Source organism: Aliiglaciecola aliphaticivorans (assembly GCF_054782055.1).
In genome coordinates this window covers 88,410-113,569 of the sequence record NZ_BAAGTF010000025.1, presented here as the reverse complement: position 1 = coordinate 113,569, position 25,160 = coordinate 88,410, and the positions used below count along the sequence as shown (strand labels likewise).

Genomic DNA, 25,160 nt, shown 5'->3' with positions numbered 1-25,160 from the left:
CCCGTAATTCAGCTGAGGTGATGAACGCCTTGAGGAAAGTCGCATTAAATATCGTTAAAAACGATGCCACTCGCAAAGCCAGTATGAAGCTAAAATTCAAAATGGCTGCCTTAGACGACAATTTTAGAGCAAAACTATTGCTTGGAGTTTAATTTCCATGTGCTCTTACCGTGAATTTTTTTAGTTTCCTGAACAATAAAATTTTAGAAGTCATTCTTTTGTAATACTATTCAAATACCTTTTTATCCAAAATCCATGGAACTATTAAAAAGGAATGCACGATGACGTCTTCGATGGCAAATATTCACAGCAAAACTTTTCCAAATTTCTTTCTGTTCATAGTATTTAACTTATATAGCTGCTTGTCTTTAGCCGAGGGCTCTTCAACCGATTTCTCTGACGTGGAAGACTTAACTTCTCCGGAATATTCAATTGAAGAAATTTATGCTAACGATTTCCCTTCTTCCAATGTAAGTTTACAAACTGGTGAACTAAGTTTGTCTGTTACAGACATGAACATTCCAGGTCCCAGAGGAATGGACGTAGCGATTAAGCGAAAATATTCTTCACATTACTCCCCTGCAAACACTTTTGTTCAGTTTGGTCCAGGATGGACATTTGATTTTCCACGAATAAAAACGACTCGGTTAACTGGTCCCGGTACTTATGTCCCCGAAAGACCAAACTGTACAGAAGTTGATACAATCGAGATTTATGTGGATGGTAAAGTTCTGGGCGCTAGCATAGGGATGGCTTCTACATCAGACCTTAAAATGAACGTTTCATCTACTGCCTCATTATTGATCGGAAATTATATTCTAGATGGGTGTTCTGATAATTTTATTATAAACACACCTGATGGACGGAAGATCTCTTTTTTAAACGGTCATACCCACTATTATCAAGCAGGCAGTAGTACTGGAAACCCAGACTACCAGTCTAGGCAATACTATGTTGATAAAATAGAAGATAGGTTTGGAAATTTCGTAGACTTTAGTTACGAATATATAACTGTAACGTCAAATGGGAAGACGTTCTATAATGTCCCTCTTCTGAATAAGATAGAAAACTCAGAAGGAACAGAAATTAATATTACTTACATTGATAAGTCGACATACCCGAAAGTCTCCACCATAGCCTATGGCACAACTATATTAAATTACAGCTACGCTGGAACAAACAACAATTATTTAGATGAATTTGAAGACGGCGAAAATCAGGTTACATCATACAATTGGAGCTTATTCGATCCGCCAGGTAATTTTGATAGATCTATAATTAGTAGTATTTTATTGCCTTCCGGTGCAGAAACGATCTTTTCATTTGAAACCCTTGACCAAAACGGCTCTGAAACAGTCTGTTCCACCTATTTGCCATGTACCCCTTGTCCAGGAATTTGTTATCGGCCGGTTGTAAAAACACAAGTCGTTAGTGGAGTTGGATTAGATACAAAAACAATCACGTACTCAAGAGAGTATGAAACAAGTAATATCATCACTACTAAACAAGAAAGTAGTTCTGAAAAGTCATATGAATTTGTAAGCACTTTTAAAAGGGTGACTCAAAATCCTACTAATAGAGGCTCAGGTTTAGCTGCAACGGATGGATTGCTTTTAAGTGAGTCGATATATGAAAATAATGTGTTGAAATATACCCTTACAAACGATTGGGACTTTTTAAAATTAGGTGAAGTCGGTTGTACGAGGTTTTCAATACGAGAATTTAAAAATTGCGGCCAGTCCCGCTTAGTTAACAAAATTGAAAAATTTTACAATAGTGGTGGTATTGACGAGTTTGAAATAGAGTATTTATCTTTTGATAAATACGGGGAACCGCTAAAATGGAAAGAATCGAATAATTTTAATAGTAATGTGAGATATAATAATGTTGGATTGTCTCACAGTCGATTATTGTGGATTCTGAATCGGCAAACGTTTCACTCGATTTCCAGTACCGATAGCAACTATAAAAAAGTCTCTGGTATGACCTATCACTCCGATAGTGGTGATTACAAAGGCTTGCCAAACTACGTATATAAGAACGGAATGTTGCTTAAACGCTTCAGTTCATATCATTTATCTGGTTCGCATATTGGGGTTCCTAAATTAATCATTATTAATGATACAAATAGGCAAATTGAATTAGGGAACTATAAAAGAGGGCAAGCTCAACAATTTAAAAAGTACCTCCCTGAATCTACCGGTTTTCAATATGCTTATCGTTATGTGGATAACTCAGGACGAGTAAGCCAAATTAAAGACTATGAGAATAAACAATGTAATAACTACAGTTGGGATGACGCTTCAAGACTAATTTCCATATCTTATTGTTACGGCTCTTGGGAACCTACATTCATCACTTATTCGCTTACCTCGGGTAATGATGGTTTATCACATATCGTTTCTGGCATGCAGAAACAAATTATTCAAACAGGTAACAAGCGTTCAACTATTTATTATGATGGTTTTTATAGAAATGTTTTAGAAAGAACCCAAGATTTAACAGACTCACTTACCAATACATTTATGTATCATAAATATGATGCGTTCAATAGAAACACATATGTTAGTAAACCAAGTAATAGTTCTTCGGCTATTTATGGTACCAATCTAGATTACGATGTTCTTTCTAGAGTGCTGTTGGAAAATGACAATACGTTCAGCGGTTCAGTAACTTATGAATATCTAAATCAAAATAGGCGAAAAAGAATAGACAATAAAGGAAACGAATTTACTGATAAATTTTTAGCTTTTGGCAAACCCTATAATGAGCAATTAGTTCAAATAATTGCCCCTGAAAATACAATTACGAATATCAATTATAATGTTTTTGAAAATGTAACAAGCATAACTCAGGGGGGAATCTCTGAATGGCGCGTTTATGACAGCAAACAAAGGCTGTGTAAAATTGTTCGTCCAGACAGTGGTGCTACCGGCTTTTTGCACAATAACATTGGGTTGGTGATAACTAAGGCGTCTGGTAATAGCGTATCCACTTCAAACTCCTCTTGCGATACGTCATTTTCAAGCTCACAAAGAATCGACTATACCTACAATAATCATGGCCAAATAAAAACAATCGATTACGGAGACTCATCGTTAGATAAAACATTTGTTTATGACAGAGACAAACGTTTAGTCAAAATAGTCACAGATAGGACAGAAAACAATTACAGTTACAATCAGGTAGGGCTTTTAAGTGCAGAAAGTATGACTGTCGATGATAGATTATTCCAGTTTGTATATGGATATGACGATCTTAAAAATTTAAGCAGTATTATATATCCCGATAGTGAATTAGTAACGTTTTCTCCTAATGCTCTAGGTCAGTCTACCAATGTTGGGGCTTACGTCACTGATGCAAGTTACCATGCAAATGGGTCTATCAAACAGTTTGAATATGGAAATGGCTTTATTCATAGTCAATTACAATACAATTCAGGTTTACCTAAAGACTTTACTGATTTAAAAGGGGCAACTGTAGCCATTGACCAATATTTTGAATACGACGCTAATGGAAATATGAAATTTTTGAGAAATGATCAAAATAGAACGTATGACATTGCTTTGATTTATGATGATTTGGATAGAATAAAAACAATTAGTGATAGTTTCAAAGGGGCTGGTTTAGTCGACTATGACGAAATGGGTAATATAGAAAACTATAATATAGGTTCACAAAGCATAACGTATCACTATGACACCAACAAAAAGTTGATTAGCACATCCGGTTCTCACATTAATAACTTTTCTTACGATGACAGAGGTAATGTCAAGAATAATGGCTCAATAACATTCAATTATAATTTGGCTGGGCATACAACTTCACTCACGAAATCTGGTCAGACTTCAAGTTTTCTCTACGATGGTAATGATAAAAGAATAATAAAATACGCCGATGGTGACTCGCAATATTTTCTTTATGGATTAGATGGTACATTGCTGTATCAGCAAGACCAAAGCACGTATATCAACCATGTCTATCTTGATAAGAGACAAGTTGCAGAAAAAAGCGGAGTGTTATCGACAACGCCACCAAGTGGGATAACAAGTATTATTATAGATGGAGCTTCTCAAAACTTATACTCTTCCTCTCAAACAGCAATCTTGTTTAGTCAAAACTTGGATAACGATACTGCTGCTCCAATGCAATGGAATGCGGGAGGAAGCTCCTTAAAGATTGAGTATAAAGTTGATTTTGGAACCAGTGGAAACTCAAGCAACTATGAGGATACCGATTGGTTACACAAATATACTTATTTACCTAATGAGAGTACAGGCTCGATTAGCTTCACTTCTCACTTACCATATTCCGGTTTGTCTGGCTCAAAGGTTGGCGCGTATCCATATAACTCAAGTTCGAGTTACTACAACCCGAACAACTACGCAAAACTCCATTATCGATTTAGAACGGAAGGGCCAAATGGATCTAGCTCTTGGCGCTATTTGAAACCTATTTGGATTTATTACAATGACTAAACTAAACATTTTTTGCAAATTAAAAAACAGAAGTAACTTTTGGACATGTTTGGCTCTTGTATTAATTGGAGTTTCAAATTTTGTATACGCGGGTGTTACCTATATTCATACAGATTCGTTAGGATCCGTTGTAGCTAAATCTAATAGTAGTGGGCAGGTATGGGCCAGATACCATTACACTCCATTTGGGGAACCGGAAAGTTCAAATGGGTTAGAAGATAAGGCAAGTTTTACCGGGCATGTTTACGACGACGAATCCTCTATGATTTATATGCAGGCACGATACTATGATCCAGTCATCGGGCGGTTTTATTCGAATGATCCTGTAGATGCGTTAAGTTTTATATCTAAAGGAAATATTCATGGGTTTAATCGCTATACATACGCAAGTAATAATCCTTATAAATACACCGATCCCAATGGACGAGAACCGATTCCGTTAGAAAGACAAAATGATCAAGCGGTTAAGGATTTAGCAGCTGGAAATATTACAATGGAAGAGTTTAATCCGCCTGAAACTTTTCCTAGTTCAGGTACACAGGCAACGATTGTTGAAGTAAATTTAGCAGGCGGGCCTAGTGTTTCTTTAGAAGCAGGTTTTGTAAAAGACAGTTCAGGTAATAAAGGTATTCAATTATCTATTCAATATGGTGGAGGTACGCCAGAAGCCTCTTTAGAAGCTGGGATGGAATTAACGAACGCAGGAAATATTACAGACTTAAACGGATCATCTGGAACTCAAACTATTGGAGGTGGTGAGGGGATAGTCGGGTCTGGAAGTGCTATATTTGCTCCCACTTACACTGGTGGTTCTATTACTGGCGGTGTAGGAGTTGGTCTACCTGCTGGTACAAGCGGTGGAGTAGAGCATACTTTGATAATTCCGTTACCAAGTAGAGGGAAAAAATGAAACTAAAACAAAAGGTAGTTTTGTATTTTGCTTTGTTTGTGATTATCATTTTTATTGTTGCTGCATTCTTTATGTTTAAAGAGTCAGCAGAGTTGAGGTCATTAGAGGTTAATTTAATTGAGCACTCAAATACGTCAAAGATTTACATTTGCAATACGACTATCACTGATGATTTAGGATTCATTGGTGACTTTAAAAAAAGAAGTCAGACAAAAGTAAGCGGTTCAAGCCCAATACGTTTTTACAAGTTAGAGGTTAAAGCTGGTGACCTTAAAAATGAATTCTTTATTGGGCAAGATTCCGTTGATAGTAATTTGTTTTGGATTTATCCCTATGAAAAGCCCAAAATAATGACCCCATTGGCCTATTTGAGAACGAATACGTTGGCAGAGTCGATCAAAAATGACTGTACTGCGGTAAAAGATGAGTGGGTTAATATTTATATCCCGAAATAATAGGATTAAGACAAGTTGGACTTCCCAGCTTTCACTAGACAGTTTGTTGTTCCAAATAATACGCTTCTTCGAACTTAGCTGGTGATACACCGCCTGTATGCGAATGGCGTTTTTTGGGATTGTAAAACATTTCTATAAAGTTAAATATCTCAGTCTTCGCTTCGTCTCTTGTCGTATATATCTTCTTTCTGATCACCCGCTTTTTAAACGTAGCGAAAAAGCTCTCAGCAACAGCATTGTCGTGGCAATTTCCTCTGCGGCTCATAGAAGGAGTAAGGTTGTGCTCTTTCATAAAGGCCAAATAGTCAGCGCTGCCGTATTGACTGCCTTGATCGCTGTGTACCAATACAGTTTGTTTGGGCCGACGTTGATAAACAGCCATCAGCAATGCACGGATAACCAGATGCTTGTCCATGTTTTTATCCATTGACCAACCAACAACTCGCCGAGAGAACAAGTCTATAACCGTCGCCAAGTACAGAAACCCCTCATAAGTGCGCACGTACGTGATGTCACTTACCCACGCTGTGTTAGGCGCATCAGGGGCAAAATCACGCTCCAGTACATTGTCTGCAATCCGTGATGGCTTGCCGCCTTTGATGTATTTACGCTTATAACCGATCTGCGCTCTGAGATTATTCAGTCGCATAATCTTAGCAACTCGATGCTCGCTACAAGACTCACCCGCTTCACAAAGGTCACGATGTATCCATGGGCTACCATATGTTCCGCCGCTGGCAATATAGGACTCTTTGATCAGTTTGAGCAGGCGATTATCTTCAATTGCTCTTTTGCTTAACGGCTGCTTAAGCCATGCATAAAAACCACTACGATTGATTTTTAACACGCGGCACATGGCTAACACTGAAAATAGTTTCTGATGATCTCGGATAAAGGCGTACTTCACTCTGGCTGGCTTGCAAAGTACCTTGCGGCCTTTTTTAAGATGTCCCGTTCCTCCGTGACTCGCTTTAATTCTGCCTCTAACTTCGCTATGCGAACCGAATCATCAGAAGACTGACGAGCGATTTTATTGCCACTTAACTGGCTTCGCCAGTGATATAGCGATTTAGTTGAAATACCCAGCCGTTCAGCAACTTCCTGAACCGAATAACCACGCTCAGTAATTTGCTTAACTGCTTCAATCTTAAACTCGTCGGTATACCGTTTGCCTTTGCTCATAAACACCTCTATTTGAAGTTACATTGTAACTATTAAAAGCGTCTAGCAAAGTCTGGGAAGTCCAGTCCTCTGATTTAGTTGACGCATCCAAACCAGATAGATATGTCACAAATTCATCACTTGATATCGCGTTATTTTGCAGCTCATTTAGTTTTTGAAGGAACTTGTTCGTAGATGTAAATGATTTATTGCTTGCCAGCACAAAGAAGGTTTTTTTTACAAAATGTTTTTGAGCGTCTACATTTTCTCTACCGTCGTTTTTATCAGATATTACGGATACCCAGTTATTCAACGTCTTCCAGAGGTCAATATCTAATTCGGTTAGGTTAACGGCATTATTGTCAGCTTTCTTTTGCACAGTGTGCTTTACTTGAATTAGTACTTGATGCTCTGTATCCAGTTCAGTATGCACATCATCTAAAGCTTCAAAACCAATAGACTCATCCTTTTTCAAATTCAGTAGCTTATAAAGAAAGAAATAGTACTGAAAATCTAGACCTGCGACTAACCCAGCAGCCGAAGTTTTTTCTGTATGAGATGTACCTATCAAATCAATTCCCTTAAAATGTCAATGCCTCACTTGACCGAACTAATCATAGCGTCATTAAACACAGAAGAAAACGATTTACCAACGTCAGTTGTCAATAACTAGTAAGTGCATGATGCAGTCTTGCTCGTGCAAGTTCTTGAATTACTGCTCTTTGTCCTAAGAAGCCTTTCAATTCAAAGCAGTGTATAGTTTAGCAGATATGTCGGCTATAGCGTCAGTTCTAATCCAATAGCATGGAACAGTTCTCCGAATCGACTTTCTTGCCTGTTTGGAGACTCGGACGGTATTGCATATTCGCAACCACCTTGTCCTGTTTTGCGTAAATTATGCTCCAATTTTTTGGCGGTAGGAATAAAGTGTTGCGAACTCCCGCAACCACATTCAAGGCCTCGATTATTCGAGGCCTTTTTTGTTGCTGTATATTTTGTATTTCCTGCTGTAATTGTGCTGAAAAAAATATGATCTTCGTTTAACCGTCGCAGTCTTTCACTAGATAATATATCTTAAAAAATTCGTCTATTAAAATAACAATTCCTATGTTAACTTTCTGTAAATTAAGGATGCAATTAAAAGGAAGTTTGGATGTACCTTGTCGCCAGCAAAACAAAGCAATTAAATACGTTCGTGTTGATGATTGCCAGTGTTCTTTTCTTGAATACCTCCGTAAATGCAAAATCATTTATGTTTGAAGTAGATGTAAATGAATATTTCCCGCCGCTTATCAGAACTGATCAATCACCCTATTTACGTGATACAGATAGTGACTTCAGCCCGTCACTAGAGAGTAAATTTTATCAATTGGGCAATAAAAAATTGTATGTCACAAAGATTGAAGGGGAATACGAAGAACTATACTCACTCGATCTCTCCTCAGACGAGGTTATCCTTCCACTAAGTAATTATTACCCAAATAGCAATGAATTTAAGCGCAGCAGCATATCTATCAAACCATTCAGTAATAATGAAATATTGGTACATACAGTAAAATTAAATAATGATACCGAGCTATACATTACCGACGGTACAGTTGAGGGAACTAGAACATGGAAGCCTCCGTATCCGAAGATCTCGAATTCGCCATTCAATAATTGGCATGCTTTTCAACGATTTGAGTGGAAAAATGACAACGATGACTATTACTATTCATTTGGAGGAACTGTTTTTAAATACAATGACATAAGCAAAGAAGTGGTGTAGTTAGGTGATAGTCCTAAAATTTATTCCAATAATTCGTCGAATAGTTTCTTAGGAGGTTACTTCTATTATGAGGATAAAAAGACACATTTTTATGAAATAGTTGATTTGAGTGAATCGATTAATTTTGATGAGTCATTGTATTTTGAACAAATTGGCCGCACCGGCTTGAATATGGATATAAACATGGTTTTTCGTCACCAATTTTATTTCACTCATCGGAAAGAAGGTATCCTCTATCTTGCATCATTTAGTGCTAGAAAAGGATTAGTTGATTTGGCAAAACTCGACACTGTCCAACAGTGTCTAGAACCAGAGGGAGTTGAGCCTAAAATCAGCCAAGTTATTGAAAATGACCGTTTCATCTATTTCAAGAGCGAATTCGACAATCATCAAACCTGCATTAATCGATTTGACAAACAAAGCAATGATATAAAAATGTATTCCGACGAACAAATGGGCTTACACCATGATATCGAGATATATGCTGCTAATGACAAAGGACCGTTGATACAGGGAAACTTGCTCAAAAATAATCTAAATAGGAACCATAATTATTACAATATTTTTCAGGTGGATTTTGACTCCAATGCTGTTACGCCCCTTTTAGCCCAAACCCTGTTTTTTAGCAAATCGATTCAGCTAGTGAAGAGTGATAATGACTATCTATACCTATTTGTTACATACGAATGTGATTATAGGGAGACCTGTGACAGGAAGTCATTTTTCAGAGTAGATGTTAGCTCCTTTAGTCGTGAGACTGTAGGGGGCCGACTTAATTTTGCCGACAGGCGAAGTTGGTCAGAGATGGAATGGCCCCTTTGGAATAGCCTGTTTATTGAACAGGGAAATCTTTATTTGATGGCTGCTTTGCCGCATCCGGGTCTCTACAAAACGAATCCGGAAATGAAGTATTTTAAGTCGCTACAGCTACAAAACCTAAATCGTCATACTGAATATAGTGGTATCAATGAAATTCACGCTATTGGCAATGGATGGCTTGTAAGAAGCGATCAAAGTCGCAGCCCCACTGAACTATTCGATGCAGTTAGATATTTTGTGATTACACTTGATGGACAAAAGCATCAGATAACGCTGCCCTATGGACTCGGTTCTGATCAGGTATGGTTTAGCGGCACAGATACAGCATATATCAGTACTTCTTCAGACAATTTGTTTTCCGTAAACCTTATCGACTTTTCAAGTTTCAGTATTGATCTGGATAACATAGATACTGTTCACAATGTTATTGACGGAAAAATCTATGGTCGAGACAGAGATAACCTCGTCATTATGGACATTGCGACAGGTGAAGCTTTTGAATTTGAAAACATACCTAATACACAGTTTTTTTCCTGCACAGATCAGATCTATTCAACTTATTCGGATGGTATCTACGATCAACTTTTCCAGATCAGCGAAAATCAGGTGGAAATCGTGATTGATGAAGAACAACAAGCCAAAATCTATTCTGACACCAGTGAAACAGGTAAATTAGTCGTCATATACGCCAATGATATCAAATTGTTTGATTGTCACTCACAATCACTAACGACGGTCTATACCACACCTTTAGATGAGCAAGTGGAATATCGCCCAATAAATTATAGAACAGTTTTTTATAATCCCTTTGACCAAAATACCTATGGTATCTGGTTAAATTCATTGTATAAAATATCGATGCATAACGGCGATTTTCAATGGGTTTATCGTCGTGACCCGGCAGACGACTACAGTATTTCTTTAAGTTTTAGTTATATTCCAATCTTTGCTCAGAATGAAGTCTATCTTAGGTCACCCCCCCTCAATGATCTATATAAGGTTGAAGGTCAACAATTGCATCTCGTGTTTAACTCGGTGCTGGAAGATCAACGGACTGAGTTTTCAGATATAAAAACGTCTAGTGATGGTAAGTATCTGTATGGGAGTTATAGCGAAAGCAAACTCGACGGTATTTTCCTTAATTATGAAGAACCATTTATCTTTGATACAGAAACGGACACAATGCACAAACTGGATCTTGTCTCTGGGGTATTAAAATCTGTAAACCGAAGTAGGTTGTTCGAGGAAAGTAACGGTCTTATTGCATACCCCAAAGCAGGTATCGACAAGTCAAACGAATTAGGTGTAATTGATATAGCCTGTCTATTGGAACAATATTGTATCAACAGTGTGCTCAACCGACCGCCAATAGTATCTCAAGGCGAAGAGTTCTTCTATGAAACAGGAGACCTAATTAATATTCCTTTTCGAGCTTCAGATCCAGATTTGGATTCACTCAGTTTTGAGTTAATCAATAACCCTGATTGGATGTCGATTGACAATAATGGACTTATTCATGGCTTTATTCCAGATAGTGCAGTAGAGAAATTTGACAATGTTGAGGTAGTTGTCTCGGACGGGCAAATTCAAATGACGTCAACTCCTATTACATTTACAATAAATCCTAGGAATAGGACGCCCTTAATAAATGCTGCAAATATTCCCCAAATTGTGCTTGAGCATGGCGAGAATACTGAACTAAGTTTATTTCCCTATGTTGAAGATGTTGATGCAGATTCTCTGACGATTGTGCTTAATTCCAATATTTCTGGCGTTGAAATTGATAACAATGGGACTTTGTTGATCAATAACCCTTCTGCCGGCAATCATGCAATCGAATTTTCAGTCAGTGACTCAATATCTGAAAGCGTTAAAGGTACTGTATCACTTATTGTCAAAGAAGAGTTATCGACAAATAACCCAGCACCCAATCCAACACCAGTAACGCCTAATGAATCAGGTTCAGGTGGAGGTACATTCGGTTCTTTCTATTGGTTATTGGTTCTACTGATTTTAGGTTTACGGAAGCAAGTTATTTAATTAAGCGCAAAACGAACTACACCATGGGCGTAATGTTAAACGGACATTTTAAAGCTTTTGCGTAACCGTAGCGTGGAGCATAAAATTAATTGAAAAAAAATCAATCACTTTAGCTTTGCTTTTCGAAACTTGGAGTATAAGACAATTAAACCGCATTCCTGACCTATGAAGTAGGGTGTGATATTGTTCAGTACAGGGGATAAATTAGCATCCAAAAGTGATGCGACTAGAGTCAGAAACATAACCCAGCTTCATGCATTCAAGGCCTCGATTATTCGAGGCCTTTTTTGTTTGTGCTAGATATACATTTAACTCCATATTCTCATTTAATTGCACATTCAAATTGTGCTTGGGTTATCTGTACCGAATTTTCAATTACTCCACATAAAATACATTGTCCTGTAGTTCGTCACCTATGTTGGTATTATTGCGGATCACTTCTGCTAGGGTGACATCTTCGACGAATTCGAGTTCATCATCAGTTAAGTACCGGCTGTACCAAAAGCGATCGCCGGCCCTTAATTCGTCAAATTGCTTTACATTAATCGCGGTAAATAGCTCGCTTAGTTGTGATCCTTGAGATGTCAAAGGATCTTCGGCTAAGCCGCCGATCCAAAGCTCAATATCATCAACCGAACCATAGGCATTGAACAGTCCTGCTTGTAAACTGGTGTTGGTGGTAATGTCGGCAATACTGACTTTGGCTTCTAAATCCATTGCTATTCGCGTTTGGTTATAGGTGTTTAAACCGTGATCTCTGCCACGCTGAATATTAAGGGAAATTAAATCAAAGCCGCCAGATCCAGGGTTTCCGAATAAGAAATTTCGCAAACCATTGACCACTTGAGTATCGATGGTTTGGTGTCTTTGTTTTGCCAATCCTCGCAACACGGGATCAATATCATTTTCATTTTGGTATAAGTTTATGCCAGTAAAAAACGCATCGCGAATGGCTAGGTTACCTTCCTCAATGGTATTGCCATCTGCGTCAAGTCGTAAAATACTGTCACTTACTTCACTGTGGCCCAATCTATAGGTCGCAGCGGAAAACTCATTATAAATAGTTGGGTTGATGGTTTCATCATAGCCTTGGTAATCAGGCATACTGTTTTCACCTAGCAATGCAGGCAAATATTCGTTATAGGTAATAATTTGAATTTCGGCTATAACTAAACGTCTCGCTTGCTCATAGATTGATTCGATGGAAGCATTGGTTTGCGAAGACTGTAAAATTCTAGCAATACGATTGTGTTCACGTAGCCAAACCGTGTGCATAGCGGTGAGTACGGCTTGTTCATTAACCCGTAAGTCGCCACCGATGAAAAGGCGACTAGGATCCGCGACAAAGCCGTTTGCATTGGGGATATTATCGGAATTGAATGGCAACAGGTTGTTACTGCTGGTTGCTAAAAACGGGCTATTATCTCCAACCCTCAAGGCACTGTTGCGCTCATTATCAGAACCATAAATCATTGATCCATCTATCCAGCTAGTAATTTCATTTTCCTGTTCTCTTACATTCTCAATACTTGTACCCGTATCAGGATCGTAAATAGCACGGTTGAAAGGAATAACGACTTCTCCGCTGCCATTGGGATCAAAAAACACATCCCCTCGTGGGACGGGTATGTTCTCTTGTTCAGGTGTACTGCCATCTGTTAAGCCTATATCATGATCGATAAACTGCCCCCATTGCCATAGGTAATCACTGGTATCAAAACTGTTTTCAATGCTTTGGCCTTGGGCCTGAGAAACCAATAAGTTACTTATTTCCCGCGCACTTTTTTGAGTGCTTCCCGCCATAGACGATATTCCGTCGGTGTAGTTTGCTTCGGCAATACGTTGTAAATGGGTAAAAGTAGCGCCCCAAGTCGGATGTTGTTGATTATTACTGGTGCCGTCATAGGAGCGAATTTCTCTACCGTCTTGTTCATTCATTTGCATCTCATCTCTTCCCGGCCGATTGAGTTCATTGTTTCTTCTTACTTCAACATCTTCATCTATCCCTTGGGAAGAGCGAGTGTTACTTCCGCCTCTTTGTTGGTTGGTTTGGTTATCCTGGCTTATCTCTGCTGTTGCTAATGTTACAGCGTCTGAGTTGGAAGCAGTTTCCGATTCACCACTTCCACATGCCGAAATCATAGTCAGTTGGCCGATTGATAAGGGGATGATTAAATAACGTTTATTCATTAATTTATTCCTACTATTTTAATTTATTTATCATTTACGGCTTTTTTCCTTCTATTTGTATAGAACAGTTATATGAGGTGAATTGCGATAGGCGCTAAGGGGTAGATAGGTTAAATAAATGTTAGTTCGTGATTAATTGTGGAGTTTAGGTGTGGTTTTTGTGCAGTTTTAGCGCAGTTTACTCGAGTAAAGTGTGAAGTTTGTGTAGCAAAGATTGTAAAAGTGATTTAGATGTGTTGACAAGGAGACTACGGATAAACGCGATTAGTGACTAACTGGTGGCTGCGAGTTAAACTAGGCATTCATTCATTTTCAAAAGTAAACTTGTGTCGTCTCTTAAATATTTATCTGCGTATTCCCCTGACTTACAGCAGCAAATAACTGAATTGCTAGATTCAAACCGGTTAACCGATTATCTGCTTCAGAAGTATCCGCTGGTGAATAGCGTGCCTAACGACAATGCACTGCGTGAATATGTTCTTGAACTGAAAAATCAATACATCAAAAAGTCAGCACCGCTGAGTAAGGTGGTATTTGATAAGAAGATTCACGTTGTTGAAAATGCCCTTGGGTTGCATAGTTTTGTATCAAGAGTGCAGGGCGGTAAGCTTAAAAGTAAAAATGAAATACGCATTAGTACATTGTTTAAAAATGCACCTATTGAATTTCTTAATATGATAGTGGTACACGAACTCGCCCATTTGAAACAAAAGGATCACAACAAAGCGTTTTATCAACTTTGTTGCCATATGTTGCCCAATTATCACCAAATTGAGTTTGATGTGCGTGTTTACTTAACGCATCTTGAATACAAAGGCGAGATTTATAAAAACCTGTCACCCAATCATCAATAAGGTCCTTATGAATTATCAATTTATACGCAATTTGCAAGGTGAGCCAGAGGCTCAGTTCGAGATGGGCCATGAGGCATTTTCACGTTGGTTTACAGAAGAACTTGGAACAAGGGAAGATAACATATCTGCACTTTTTACGGCAATTGACGCATTACAGAAACACCAAATGAAAGGGTATCTGTTGGAGGGGAAAGAATTTAATCTTCGACTGGATTGTGATGAGGTAGAAGTCAGGTCAAAAGATTTGGATATGGATGGGCCTGATGAGCTGCCAGAAGGTACAGAGTTATATGATCAAGAATCTGTTTCAGGGTGTGGATTGGACGACTTCATTCAGGTTTTAAGTTCGTGGCGAGATTTTGTTTGTGGACAATAACTCGATTATTGCCAAACCATCATCAACGAAAAGTACGATTGTTGATAATTTTGTAGCACCAAAATGCCTAGAAAAAATCAGCATACTTTATCAAGATGAGTCGATGTTACTTATTAACAAGCCCAGTGGTTTGCTTTCTTTATCAGGTAAAAACCCCATAAATTCCGACTCAGTACATTTTCGGTTAGTACAAGATTACCCTTCTGCCACTATGGTTCACCGCTTGGATTTTGGTACATCAGGTATTATGGTAATTGCTCTGAATAAACAGGCTAATAGCCACTTAGGGAAGCAATTCCAGATGCGCACAGTACAAAAAACCTATGTGAGTGTGTTGCATGGACACGTTTGTCAAGATTACGGTCAAATCAGTCAACCTATCGCTAAAGATCCTAGCTTGTTTCCAAAAGTGAAAATATGTTCTATTACTGGCAAAGAAGCCATAACTCAATATACAGTGTTAGAGCGATTAGATAATCCTTGTTCCACTCGAATTCGTTTTCATCCACAAACCGGTAGAACGCATCAATTAAGGATCCACAGCGAACATCTAACGCATCCTATTTTAGGCTGTGATTTATATGGGACTGAAGAGAGTTACCAAAGAGCCAATAGACTCATGTTACATGCAGAAAGTGTAGACTTTGAACATCCTACAACAGGTAAGAAGGTGCAAGGGTTTTGCCCTGCACCTTTTTAAAATCGCATGTACAAATAGTCGCTGATTTTCGCCTTTCCTTTTAATTTGATAGCTGTTCAACTTTCTCATTGTTAAACACACAGACTTGGTTTTTTCCTTGAGATTTTGCCTGGTACAGGGCGTGATCTGCGCTTTTTATTAAAATATCACACTGCCGCTTTCTGTCTGGAATTAAACAGTGCAAACCAATACTCACAGTGGTTTTAATACTTAAATGTGTATCCTGACTTGTATCTATACAGACCATTGTTTGCTCAATTAAGTGACGAATATCTTCAGCCACTTTTGACGCACCAGCAAGGTCAGTGTTAGGAAGAATACAGGCAAACTCCTCACCACCATAGCGGGCCACTAAGTCATCAGGTCGGTGCGCGCAGGTGGTTATTTTTTCTGCCAACACTTTCAAAAATTTGTCACCTGCTTGATGGCCATAAGTGTCGTTTAACTGTTTGAAGTTATCTGCATCAATCATCAAAAGTGCTAACGGCGTTTGTTCTCGTGCACAGGATAGCCAATCAGTGCGCAGTTGGTCGTCAAATTGATAACGGTTGCTAACACCTGTCAAACCATCAACTAAGGCGAGTCTGCGCAACAAATCTGATTGGCGTTTGATTTGCGCGTGACTTTGCACCCTGGCCCATGTAATGGTGGGATTAATAGGTTTGCGAATAAAGTCGACACCGCCGACTTCAAAACCTCTGACTTCATCGGCCTCATCGATATTCGAGGTAATAAAAATCACAGGAATATGCGAAGTGAGTACGTTTTCTTTTATTTTTTCACATACTCGAAAGCCATCTAAATGCGGCATATTAATATCTAAAAGAATGATATCTGGGAGCAATTCATTTGCCATTTCAACGCTTTGTAGCCCATCGCTAGCCATGAAAATATGGAAGTCATTCTGAAAAATTTCATAAATCTGACGAACCACTAACGGCTGATCATCGGCGATGAGCATTATCGGCATTCGATGAGATATATTGCCAAAATTAACCTGTTTATTTGTCATAGTTTGTACTCTGCAAACAGTTTTTTGAGTGAGCTAAGACGAAGTCTAATGCGGGTTTGAATTTTAGCTGCTCAATAAATTTATTGAGAGTTCTCAATTCACTATGGTTGGGAAATTGAGAGCTCAATTCTTTAACGTATTGAATAATAGATAGATCATTTTTTTCTAATAAATGGATGATTTGTTTGCACTTTTCTGGAGGGAACTGGGTATTTTCGTCCTTTTGGAAATGGATAGGAGTATCCGTTTTAACAAACAATTGTTGTAAGCGTTGCAGGTTAACCGCATGCAATCTGGAAAGGGTTTCTAATTTTTCCTTAATTTGATTATTGTCTAACTGCTGGTTTTTGACCAAAGCATGAAATTGAACCACATAGTTGTAAACGTCTAAGGCACCTATTGTTCCGGCCAAGCCTTTAAGGATATGCAAAGATGAAATGATGGTTTTTGAATCACGAGAGTGTTTAAGAATATTTAATTGTTCTATAAACTCCTGAGCATATAGGGGAATTAAATTTTCTACTGCGGTATGGTTTTGACCAAATCGATCTAAGATTTGTTGTTTCAGTTCAGCATCGCTGATAACGCTGGAATCTTGCTCATTATCAACGACTGGTTGGGGGTGTTTTTGCAAAACTGCGAGTACTCCTTCACATAGTTTGTGCAAGCTAATGGGCTTAGCAATGTGAGCGTTCATGCCTGCTTCATAGCACTTCAATTGATCTTCTGCTTGGCAATCTGCTGTGGCGGCAACAATGGGTAATTCGTTAAAACGTGGGTCTAATCTAATTTGTTTAGCCGTTGTTAGTCCGTCCATGGTAGGCATATTAATGTCTAATAAGATGACGTCAAATTTTTTTGGCATTGAACGAAGAGCATGAATAACTTCCTGCCCATTTGTAACCGCTGTCACCGTCGCACCAGACAGTTCAATAAGGCCTTTGAGGGCTTCCAAGGTTAGCCTATTGTCATCAGCGATTAATATACTTAATCCGGTTAATCTTTTCACCTAAAAATTTGCCTTATGAGTTGGTGTATCAGAGACCTTTTTGGCTTTAAATTGAATTGTTCCCAATAAAAACCTCGAAATGTTCTGTCCCTTGCGGAACTCCCTTCAGACAGTAAGAGCAACATTTAGATCAAAGTAACATTTAGATCAAGGCAACATTTACACCAAAGTGAAATTAAGTGTCTGACAAAAATCGAGGTCATACTAGTTGCTGTCTGGTTTTAACAAATAGCAAAGGACTTTAGATTGTTTATTGAATTATAGAGTGATCGAAATGTGTTTATGTCAGTAAAAGTTTCACTCATGTGAAAAATTTGCAGGTTTAAGTGAGATTCAAATTCAGGTTTTCGATTTTAGGGAATATTTTAAAGTTGATAAAAAGTAATGAGTAGGGCAATGTTCTTTCACATTCCTAATAGATGTTTGCAGTTTCAACATATTGATTATTAAAGGACGATGATGTGTTAAAAGTTTTATTAGTTGATGATGACAATGAGTTTACAGACGTAGCTTATCAAATTATTGAATTCTTAGGCCATGAGGTGTCAGTGGCGGGATCATTAAAAGAAGCTCGGCAGTGGTTAGAGCATCAACAGTTTGATCATATTTTACTTGATTTTATGCTGCCCGATGGCAGTGGTTTGCACCTTATCGATGAATTAGATTTAAGCACCGGAAAACAAACCTTCATTACCTTAATTACCGGGCATCCTTCGGTAAAGGGGATGTTAGCCGGATTGTGCGGGCCTAACGTAAATTATCTAGTGAAACCTCTTCAGCGTGAAGATATTGAAGAAGTATTGAATCGTAAGTCTAAAAAAGCAGTCAAAAAAGTCAGTAAAGCGTTGCATTTTGGTTGTTTAATTGGCGAATCTGCGCCAATGCAAGAGCTGTATTTGATGATCGAGCGAGTAGCGAAAACTAACGCCAATGTCATGTTAATGGGAGAGAGTGGTGTAGGTAAAGAGGTGGTTGCTCAAGCAATTCACAGCGCGAGTAAATGCGAAGGTCCATTAATTGCGACTAACTGTGGTGCACTGTCTAAAGAACTCATTGGTAGCGAATTATTCGGCCATGAAAAAGGAGCCTTTACAGGGGCTGTGGGTCGTAAAGATGGTGTATTTGAGCGGGCTGAAAATGGAACCTTGTTCCTCGATGAGGTGACCGAAATGCCCCTTGACATGCAGCCAAATCTGCTGCGTGTACTGGAGTCAAAACGGGTCACAAGAGTAGGGGGAACAAAAGAAATCGATGTGAATTGCAGAGTGGTATCAGCAACCAATAGAAGCGTTAATGAACTGGCTGAAAGTAAGGTACTTAGGGAGGATGTGTATTTTCGGTTAGCGGTGTTTCCTATCGATATTCCAAGTTTGCGACAACGTAAAGATGATATTCCTCTCTTAGCTGAAGCCTTCTTGAATGAGCTCAATGAGGAGAATGGAACGTCTTTTGCTTGGTCTAAACCACAATTAACACGGTTAACTGATTATGATTGGCCGGGCAATGTGCGGGAACTTCGTCATGCGGTGCACAGAGCGTTCATCATGAGTGATCCTGAATCATCAACCATTGATTTACCTAGCAGTTTTGCCTCGCCTTTTGCTTCTAATTCAACATCATCGAATCAGATATCAGCTGGACAAACAATTGAAAATGTTGAAAAAGAATTAATTCGAGCGACCCTTGAAAAAGTAAATGGAAGCAAAACACTCGCGGCGGAAATGCTTGGTATAAGTACCAAGACTCTTTACAACCGTCTTCATGCTTACGGTGACTTTGAAGAATAATAGGAATTTTAATGACAATAGAACGTAATCAAAATAATGATATTAGAACCTTAGTCCATGACGCGCGAGGCCCTCTGAATCGAATTTCGATGAACGCAGAATTAGTCAAATTAGTTTTGGAAAATGATTTACCCCGCGAAAAAGCGGTTGATGCGTTAAGTAAAATTATCGCAGCTTGTCAAGATTGCAGTGACAAGCTTCAGATGATTAGTGATTCGCAAAAAGACAATAACCATTAGCGTTGTCGTTTCAACTTAGTTTAACGTTCAATTTAGTTTAACAATGAGCAACAATTTATGAGACAACGTCGTTTATTTGGAAACACTGTTTTCACTTGGTTTACCGTCACCATCATAGTGCTAGGGGTGATTAGCGTGAATGCTTATCTTGCAGTTAAAACCACGCGAGATTTAGCCAAAGTGCAGGAAAGTCTGACCAACACCGGTAATGTAATTTTAGTCCTTGATGAATTACATATTATGATACTCGCAGCGGAAAGTAGCCAACGGGGTTATCTATTAACTGAAATTGAAGAGTATCTCGCGCCTTATATTAGTTCCGTTAAGCAACTCTCTGAACAGATTGAGAAAGTGCGTGTAGTCAACGTGGAAATCGTCGGTCAAAAAGCGTTGATCGACGAAATAATTAAGCTCACCGAAATGAAAATGGATGAGATGGAAAAAGCCGTTGCCCTTGCCCAATCTGATCGGGAGCGCTCCGCAATCAGACTTGTAAAAGGGGGGGAAGGTAACGAGTTAACGAAAGATCTTGGTCAACTTTTTTCGCAAATAATCGACAATGAACTTTCTTATCGAAATTTTTTGTATAGCAAATTAAATCGCTCGGAGAAAGAATCAGTATTCACTTTTTTCACCTCTGCTATTACTAGTGCCTTGCTACTGCTAGGGTTAATAGTGTTAGCTAGGTTGAATCTAGTGAGTGAAGAGAAATTTAGAAATTCATTAGAACAGCAAAATGAGAACCTTGCATTAAAAGTAGAGGAACGAACCCAAACTTTAACCCTATACTCTGAAGAGCTCGCTCGGAGTAACCGAGAGCTTGAGGATTTTGCCTTTGTCGCTTCTCATGATCTTCAAGAGCCCCTCCGAAAAATTCGTGCATTTGGTGACAGACTCCAGTCTGACTATTCTGAAAAACTGGGTGAGAAAGGCGCAGACTATCTAAATCGCATGAAAAATGCGGCAGAACGTATGTCTAATTTAATTAGTGATTTGTTAGAGTTTTCTCGAGTTTCCACAAGAGGCAAAGATTTTACTGAAGTCGACATGTCCACAGTGATTGAAGCAATTGAAAGTGATTTAGAAATTGCCATTGAAGAAAGCAAAACCCAGCTTATTGTTTCACAGCTACCCACAATCAAAGGTGATCCCAGTCAGTTAAATCAACTATTTCTAAACTTATTGTCAAATGCCATCAAGTTTAGAAAACCAGAAGTGGCACCCATAATCGAATTGCAGTACAAACTAGAAGAAAATCCGTTAGATAATGGTATTGCTGACGGTGATATGCATGTCTTCACCATAAAGGATAACGGTGTTGGTTTTGAAAATGAATTTGCCGAAAAAATATTTGTGCCGTTTCAGAGGTTACATGGGCGCAATGAATATAAAGGAACGGGAATTGGTCTTGCGGTGTGCCGACGGATTGTTGAACGCCACGGTGGTACTATTTCTGCAACCAGTGAGTTGGGTAAAGGCTCTGTTTTTGTGATTAAATTGCCCACTGACGCAGTACTGAATAAAATTGAATCAAACTAATAATTAAGAAAGGAAATAAATGCCTTATTCAAATAAAAGGTCATTAGTCATTTTAATGGCCGACGACGACGATGATGATCGTTTGCTCGCTCAAGACGCCCTGAATGAGAGTCGAGTTCTCAATAGTCTTCAATGTGTAGAGGACGGCGTGGAGTTAATAAACTACTTAAAACGTGTGGGGAAATATGCCGACAAGGAAAAGTATCCTAGACCCGGTTTAATTTTACTCGACTTGAATATGCCTCGCAAAGACGGAAGGGAGGCCCTTGCGGAAATTAAAGCCGATCCAAACTTGAGAAGTATTCCAGTGGTGATTTTAACCACTTCAAAGGAAGAAGAAGACAAAGTGAAAGGCTACGGTTTAGGCGCGGCGTCTTATATTACCAAACCAGTAAATTTTGAAGGTTTGGTGGAAGTGATGAAAGCGTTAGGTAAGTATTGGGTTGAGATTGTTGAGTTGCCTGAAAATAGAGAATAGTCAATTAAGGTGATTGCGTAATATGGATGTGAAATCAGCACGTATCTTAATCGTAGAAGATGATGAAGATGATTATATTCTCACCCAAGATCAATTAGAAAAACTTGATCGTCATCATTTTGAAATTGATTGGGTAACGAACTTAAACGATGCGTTAGATCAATTGCAAAAAAATGTGCATGAAATTTGTCTGCTCGATTATCATCTAGGGGCCTATACTGGCATCGATGTTTTAGAAAAAGCCCAAGCTCTAGGTTCCCATGTCCCCATCATCATGCTTACCGGTCAGTCTGATGATGATCTCGATAGGCTAGCACTGAAAGCTGGTGCCGCTGACTTTTTAGTCAAGGGTGATATTACTAATGCGAGGTTCACCCGGGCTATTCGCTACGCTATTTCTCGAGCTGAGATTGAAAAAGCGCGTCAACAGAGCTTGAACGCGGAAATAGAAAGTCGCTCCAAAGACAGATTTATCGCCCATTTAAGTCATGAGTTGCGTACACCCCTCACGTCAATTTTGGGATACACCGAACTTTTGTTAAACGGTGATAAAGCTAACGATGCAAGCAAAGAGCTTTCTACAATTTTAAACAATGGCCAACACTTACTGAGTTTGCTAAACGATATCTTGGATTTGTCTAAAATTGCGGCTGGAAAACTGCAATTGAAACCAGCCAATATCAAATTAAATAGTTTTGTCGGGGATATCTTGACCTTGATGCAAATGCCTGCAAGTGAAAAAGGATTAGCGCTTAAATTTTATGCATCGGCCCTGGTACCTGAATCCATCTATGCAGATCCCACTCGTTTACGGCAAGTCATCATCAATTTACTTTTTAATGGAATTAAATTTACTGATTTTGGTGAGGTATCTCTTTGTGTGGATTTTGACCCGGCGCAGCCTGAACACATACGATTTAAAGTTTGTGATACTGGGATTGGTATCGCGGAAAGTCAAATTGACGTTATCTTCATCCCCTTTCAACAATTAGAAGATGTGACGTTAAAGAAAGAGCAGGGCGCAGGTCTAGGCTTAGCTATTGCTACTGAGCTGGTGCGGCGAATGGATGGGGAGATCAGTGTAGAATCCAAATTAGGAGAAGGCAGTGAATTTACTGTTAGCCTGAAGTTACCTATTGAGCTAAGAAGCCCCCTTGAAGCCTTAGATGTGAAAGTTTCAGACTCTCAAAGAATTGAAAAGTATCCGCAGCTTACAGGAAAAGTTCTGATTGTCGATGATTTATCTGACATAAGGCAATTGGTCGGCGAAATGTGTCGCGCCTTTGGATTAGATGTGCGTTTTGCAGCAGATGGCAGTCAGGCGATTAAGGCCATAGAAGAGCCTGAAAGTGATTTTGATCTCGTTGTTATGGACATTCACATGCCGGTCATGGATGGTCGCAAAGCCATTGTTAAAATTCGCGAACTTGGTTTTTGCAAACCGGTTTTAGCATTGACTGCTGCGAATATGAAAGGTGTAGACCTGGAACTGAAATCATTAGGTTTTGATAGCGTGATAGGTAAACCAATCGATCGTAACGTGCTTTTTCAATCAATCGCAGACCATTTGAAATCAACAAAAACGGATTGGGAATCCGAAAATCATCAAAACAAAGCACCCGAAAATATACAGCAACCACGTGTTCTAGTGGTAGAAGATGATATAGACGCGGCAGAACTCATTGTTCTTTTACTTGAGAGCCTAGGGATTACCGCCGTGATCGCCAACTCCTATCAGTCGTGTTTAAGTCTGGTTAGGCAATCGAAACAATTTACCCATATTCTACTCGACAAAAATTTACCTGATGGAAATGGTCTTAGTTTGGCAACTGAAATTGGTCAGTTTCAGTCAAATAGTGAATTGATTATTGTAAGTGGTGAAGAAATCACCAATGATGAGTTAAAACATTACGGGATCAAAAGCGCTCTGCTTAAACCTATTAACTTACAACAGCTACAAAATCTATTTGGCTAACTCATTTACTGAAATCAGCAGCGCATTAGCGGATCATAAAGTAAAAATAGTTAATCAGCGTCCGAAAATGCTAAATTTTCGCAATCAAGAAATGGTAGTGTAGAGTAATGTTTAGGCTCAATTTTAATGAGGTGTGATTATCCATGTTGAAACAACTAGCGATTAACCTTCTATACCTAATTGTGATGAGCAGTTTTCAGGCGCATGGGCAAAGCGAGCTAGGTGCGCCGCCAACCATTGTTGAAGAATCGAATGTTATCTGGAATGAGATTCAATCTTATTGGTTTGAATTCTTACAAGCATTACCGTCTGTTATTTTTGGGCTAGTGATCTTCATCATCTTTTATCTGTCTTCACGCTATATTTCAGAATGGATGCTCAAACCCTTTTCCTATATTAGTTCCAGTCTACTTATCAGGGTGGTTATTCGGCGTGTTTTTCAATTACTAATTATTTTGTTAGGCGCTTATATTTTTCTACGTTTTGCAGGCTTAAGTGAGTTTGCTGTTGCCATTTTAAGTGGTACTGGTGTGGCGGGCTTGATTATTGGTTTTGCATTTAAAGACATCGCAGAGAACTTCATTTCAAGTTTACTGCTAAGTATTCAGAAGCCATTTAAAATTGGCGATATTATCCAGGTGGAAAGTCATATAGGTGTCGTCAAGCAAGTGACTGCCAGAGCAACCACGTTACTCGATTTTGATGGCGATCATATTCAGATCCCCAATTCAACGGTATACAAGAATATTATCAGGAATATCAGTGCCAATCCTAATTCCCGGGGAAGTTTTGTTATTGGGGTGGGGTATGACTCTAGTGTCGTTGAAGCACAAAAGCTAGCAATGACCGTCTTGCAAATGACAGACGCGGTATTAGATGAACCTGAGCCTCAAGTTTTAGTTGATACCCTGGCATCTTCAACAGTCAACCTGAAAGTATACTTTTGGATCAACACCCATCAGCATAGTTTATTGAAAGTGTCTTCATTATTAATGAGAACAATATTGAATGAGTTTGAACAAGCGGGAATTAGTATGCCGGATGATGCGCGGGAAGTTATATTTCCCGAAGGCATTAAAATATCTGATGCAGATCAGTTGATTACCGCTAAATTAAAACAACAAGAAAAAGATGACCAAGAGAATAAGTTGTTGAAAAAACAAGACAATCAATTGGATAATCAAGCTTTATCATCTAAAATAGAAGGGCGAGAGCAAGCATCAGACTTTACTGAAGATTTGAGTAGTGATGCAGATAGCATTCGCAGCCAAGCTGAATCTGCGAGAAATCCTGAACAGGGGCAGAATATACTTTAGGTGAATGATTAAAAACAAGTATGGAATTTGGTGTTTAAGGATAAATGGAGTCGT

At 38.8% G+C, this 25,160-nt stretch carries 19 protein-coding genes; 14 read left to right on the top strand and 5 right to left on the bottom strand.

Annotated elements, in window-relative coordinates:
- Positions 1–281: 281 nt before the first annotated feature.
- The 3 genes from ACYVIL_RS14410 to ACYVIL_RS14400 are packed head-to-tail and all read left to right on the top strand — an operon-like array spanning position 282 to position 5,843.
- Positions 282–4,478, top strand: a complete 4,197-nt coding sequence (locus ACYVIL_RS14410; protein WP_460313012.1) for a DUF6531 domain-containing protein — start codon at positions 282–284, stop codon at positions 4,476–4,478.
- Positions 4,471–5,388 carry an RHS repeat-associated core domain-containing protein gene (locus ACYVIL_RS14405; protein WP_460313010.1) on the top strand — a complete coding sequence of 306 codons (918 nt, stop codon included), beginning with the start codon at positions 4,471–4,473 and terminating at the stop codon, positions 5,386–5,388. The genes ACYVIL_RS14410 and ACYVIL_RS14405 overlap by 8 nt, the downstream gene beginning before the upstream one ends.
- Positions 5,385–5,843, top strand: coding sequence for a hypothetical protein (locus ACYVIL_RS14400; protein WP_460313008.1), 459 nt, complete (start codon positions 5,385–5,387; stop codon positions 5,841–5,843). Before ACYVIL_RS14405 ends, ACYVIL_RS14400 begins: the two co-directional genes overlap by 4 nt.
- Positions 5,844–5,877: 34 nt before the next feature.
- Here ACYVIL_RS14400 and ACYVIL_RS14395 read toward each other — a convergent pair.
- Positions 5,878–7,025 (bottom strand): IS3 family transposase gene (locus tag ACYVIL_RS14395; RefSeq protein ID WP_460313006.1). Its coding sequence is split into 2 segments (ribosomal slippage): positions 5,878–6,791 and positions 6,791–7,025, totalling 1,149 coding nucleotides; the frame shifts between segments, so codons are not numbered across the junction.
- Positions 6,991–7,575 carry a hypothetical protein gene (locus ACYVIL_RS14390; protein WP_460313004.1) on the bottom strand — a complete coding sequence of 195 codons (585 nt, stop codon included), beginning with the start codon at positions 7,573–7,575 and terminating at the stop codon, positions 6,991–6,993. The genes ACYVIL_RS14395 and ACYVIL_RS14390 overlap by 35 nt, the downstream gene beginning before the upstream one ends.
- Before the next feature lie 582 nt (positions 7,576–8,157).
- Here ACYVIL_RS14390 and ACYVIL_RS14385 point away from each other — a divergent pair.
- Both ACYVIL_RS14385 and ACYVIL_RS14380 read left to right on the top strand, forming a co-directional pair.
- The gene (locus ACYVIL_RS14385; RefSeq protein WP_460313002.1) at positions 8,158–8,772 is read left to right on the top strand and encodes a hypothetical protein; all 615 of its coding nucleotides are present in this window, start codon (positions 8,158–8,160) and stop codon (positions 8,770–8,772) included.
- A 105-nt stretch (positions 8,773–8,877) separates the two neighbouring features.
- Positions 8,878–11,631 (top strand): hypothetical protein, encoded by a 2,754-nt coding sequence (locus tag ACYVIL_RS14380; protein WP_460313000.1) that lies wholly within the window; start codon positions 8,878–8,880, stop codon positions 11,629–11,631.
- 375 nt (positions 11,632–12,006) lie between these two features.
- Here the strand turns inward: ACYVIL_RS14380 and ACYVIL_RS14375 are convergent, their stop codons facing one another.
- A complete protein-coding gene (locus tag ACYVIL_RS14375; RefSeq protein WP_460312998.1) occupies positions 12,007–13,821 on the bottom strand; it encodes a peroxidase family protein in 1,815 nt (604 codons plus the stop codon).
- Between the two features lie 326 nt (positions 13,822–14,147).
- On the opposite strand from ACYVIL_RS14375, the gene ACYVIL_RS14370 reads away from it, so the two are divergent.
- Genes ACYVIL_RS14370 through ACYVIL_RS14360 form a run of 3 tightly spaced genes read left to right on the top strand, consistent with a single transcriptional unit; the run spans position 14,148 to position 15,751 of the window.
- Positions 14,148–14,675, top strand: a complete 528-nt coding sequence (locus ACYVIL_RS14370; RefSeq protein WP_460312996.1) for a M48 family metallopeptidase — start codon at positions 14,148–14,150, stop codon at positions 14,673–14,675.
- Positions 14,676–14,682: 7 nt separating this feature from the next.
- On the top strand, positions 14,683–15,051 hold the full coding sequence (locus tag ACYVIL_RS14365; protein ID WP_303474197.1) for a YacL family protein: 369 nt from the start codon (positions 14,683–14,685) through the stop codon (positions 15,049–15,051).
- A gap of 7 nt (positions 15,052–15,058) precedes the next feature.
- Positions 15,059–15,751, top strand: coding sequence for an RluA family pseudouridine synthase (locus ACYVIL_RS14360; protein WP_460313046.1), 693 nt, complete (start codon positions 15,059–15,061; stop codon positions 15,749–15,751).
- Between the two features lie 40 nt (positions 15,752–15,791).
- Here the strand turns inward: ACYVIL_RS14360 and ACYVIL_RS14355 are convergent, their stop codons facing one another.
- Together ACYVIL_RS14355 and ACYVIL_RS14350 are read right to left on the bottom strand one after the other, a co-directional pair.
- The gene (locus ACYVIL_RS14355) at positions 15,792–16,763 is read right to left on the bottom strand and encodes a GGDEF domain-containing protein (protein WP_460312994.1); all 972 of its coding nucleotides are present in this window, start codon (positions 16,761–16,763) and stop codon (positions 15,792–15,794) included.
- Positions 16,753–17,772: a response regulator gene (locus ACYVIL_RS14350; RefSeq protein WP_460312991.1), complete on the bottom strand. Its 1,020-nt coding sequence runs from the start codon at positions 17,770–17,772 to the stop codon at positions 16,753–16,755. The genes ACYVIL_RS14355 and ACYVIL_RS14350 overlap by 11 nt, the downstream gene beginning before the upstream one ends.
- Positions 17,773–18,233: 461 nt before the next feature.
- Between ACYVIL_RS14350 and ACYVIL_RS14345 the strand changes: the two genes are divergently transcribed.
- The 6 genes from ACYVIL_RS14345 (at position 18,234) to ACYVIL_RS14320 (ending at position 25,106) form a co-directional block, all read left to right on the top strand.
- The gene (locus ACYVIL_RS14345) at positions 18,234–19,559 is read left to right on the top strand and encodes a sigma-54-dependent transcriptional regulator (RefSeq protein ID WP_460312989.1); all 1,326 of its coding nucleotides are present in this window, start codon (positions 18,234–18,236) and stop codon (positions 19,557–19,559) included.
- Positions 19,560–19,570: 11 nt separating this feature from the next.
- Positions 19,571–19,798 carry a histidine kinase gene (locus ACYVIL_RS14340; RefSeq protein ID WP_303474203.1) on the top strand — a complete coding sequence of 76 codons (228 nt, stop codon included), beginning with the start codon at positions 19,571–19,573 and terminating at the stop codon, positions 19,796–19,798.
- Between the two features lie 57 nt (positions 19,799–19,855).
- Positions 19,856–21,337 (top strand): sensor histidine kinase, encoded by a 1,482-nt coding sequence (locus ACYVIL_RS14335; protein ID WP_460312987.1) that lies wholly within the window; start codon positions 19,856–19,858, stop codon positions 21,335–21,337.
- Positions 21,338–21,356: 19 nt separating this feature from the next.
- Positions 21,357–21,815: a response regulator gene (locus ACYVIL_RS14330; RefSeq protein WP_303474205.1), complete on the top strand. Its 459-nt coding sequence runs from the start codon at positions 21,357–21,359 to the stop codon at positions 21,813–21,815.
- A 22-nt stretch (positions 21,816–21,837) separates the two neighbouring features.
- Positions 21,838–23,790 (top strand): response regulator, encoded by a 1,953-nt coding sequence (locus ACYVIL_RS14325; RefSeq protein WP_460312984.1) that lies wholly within the window; start codon positions 21,838–21,840, stop codon positions 23,788–23,790.
- Between the two features lie 143 nt (positions 23,791–23,933).
- On the top strand, positions 23,934–25,106 hold the full coding sequence (locus ACYVIL_RS14320) for a mechanosensitive ion channel family protein (protein ID WP_460312982.1): 1,173 nt from the start codon (positions 23,934–23,936) through the stop codon (positions 25,104–25,106).
- Positions 25,107–25,160: the final 54 nt, after the last annotated feature.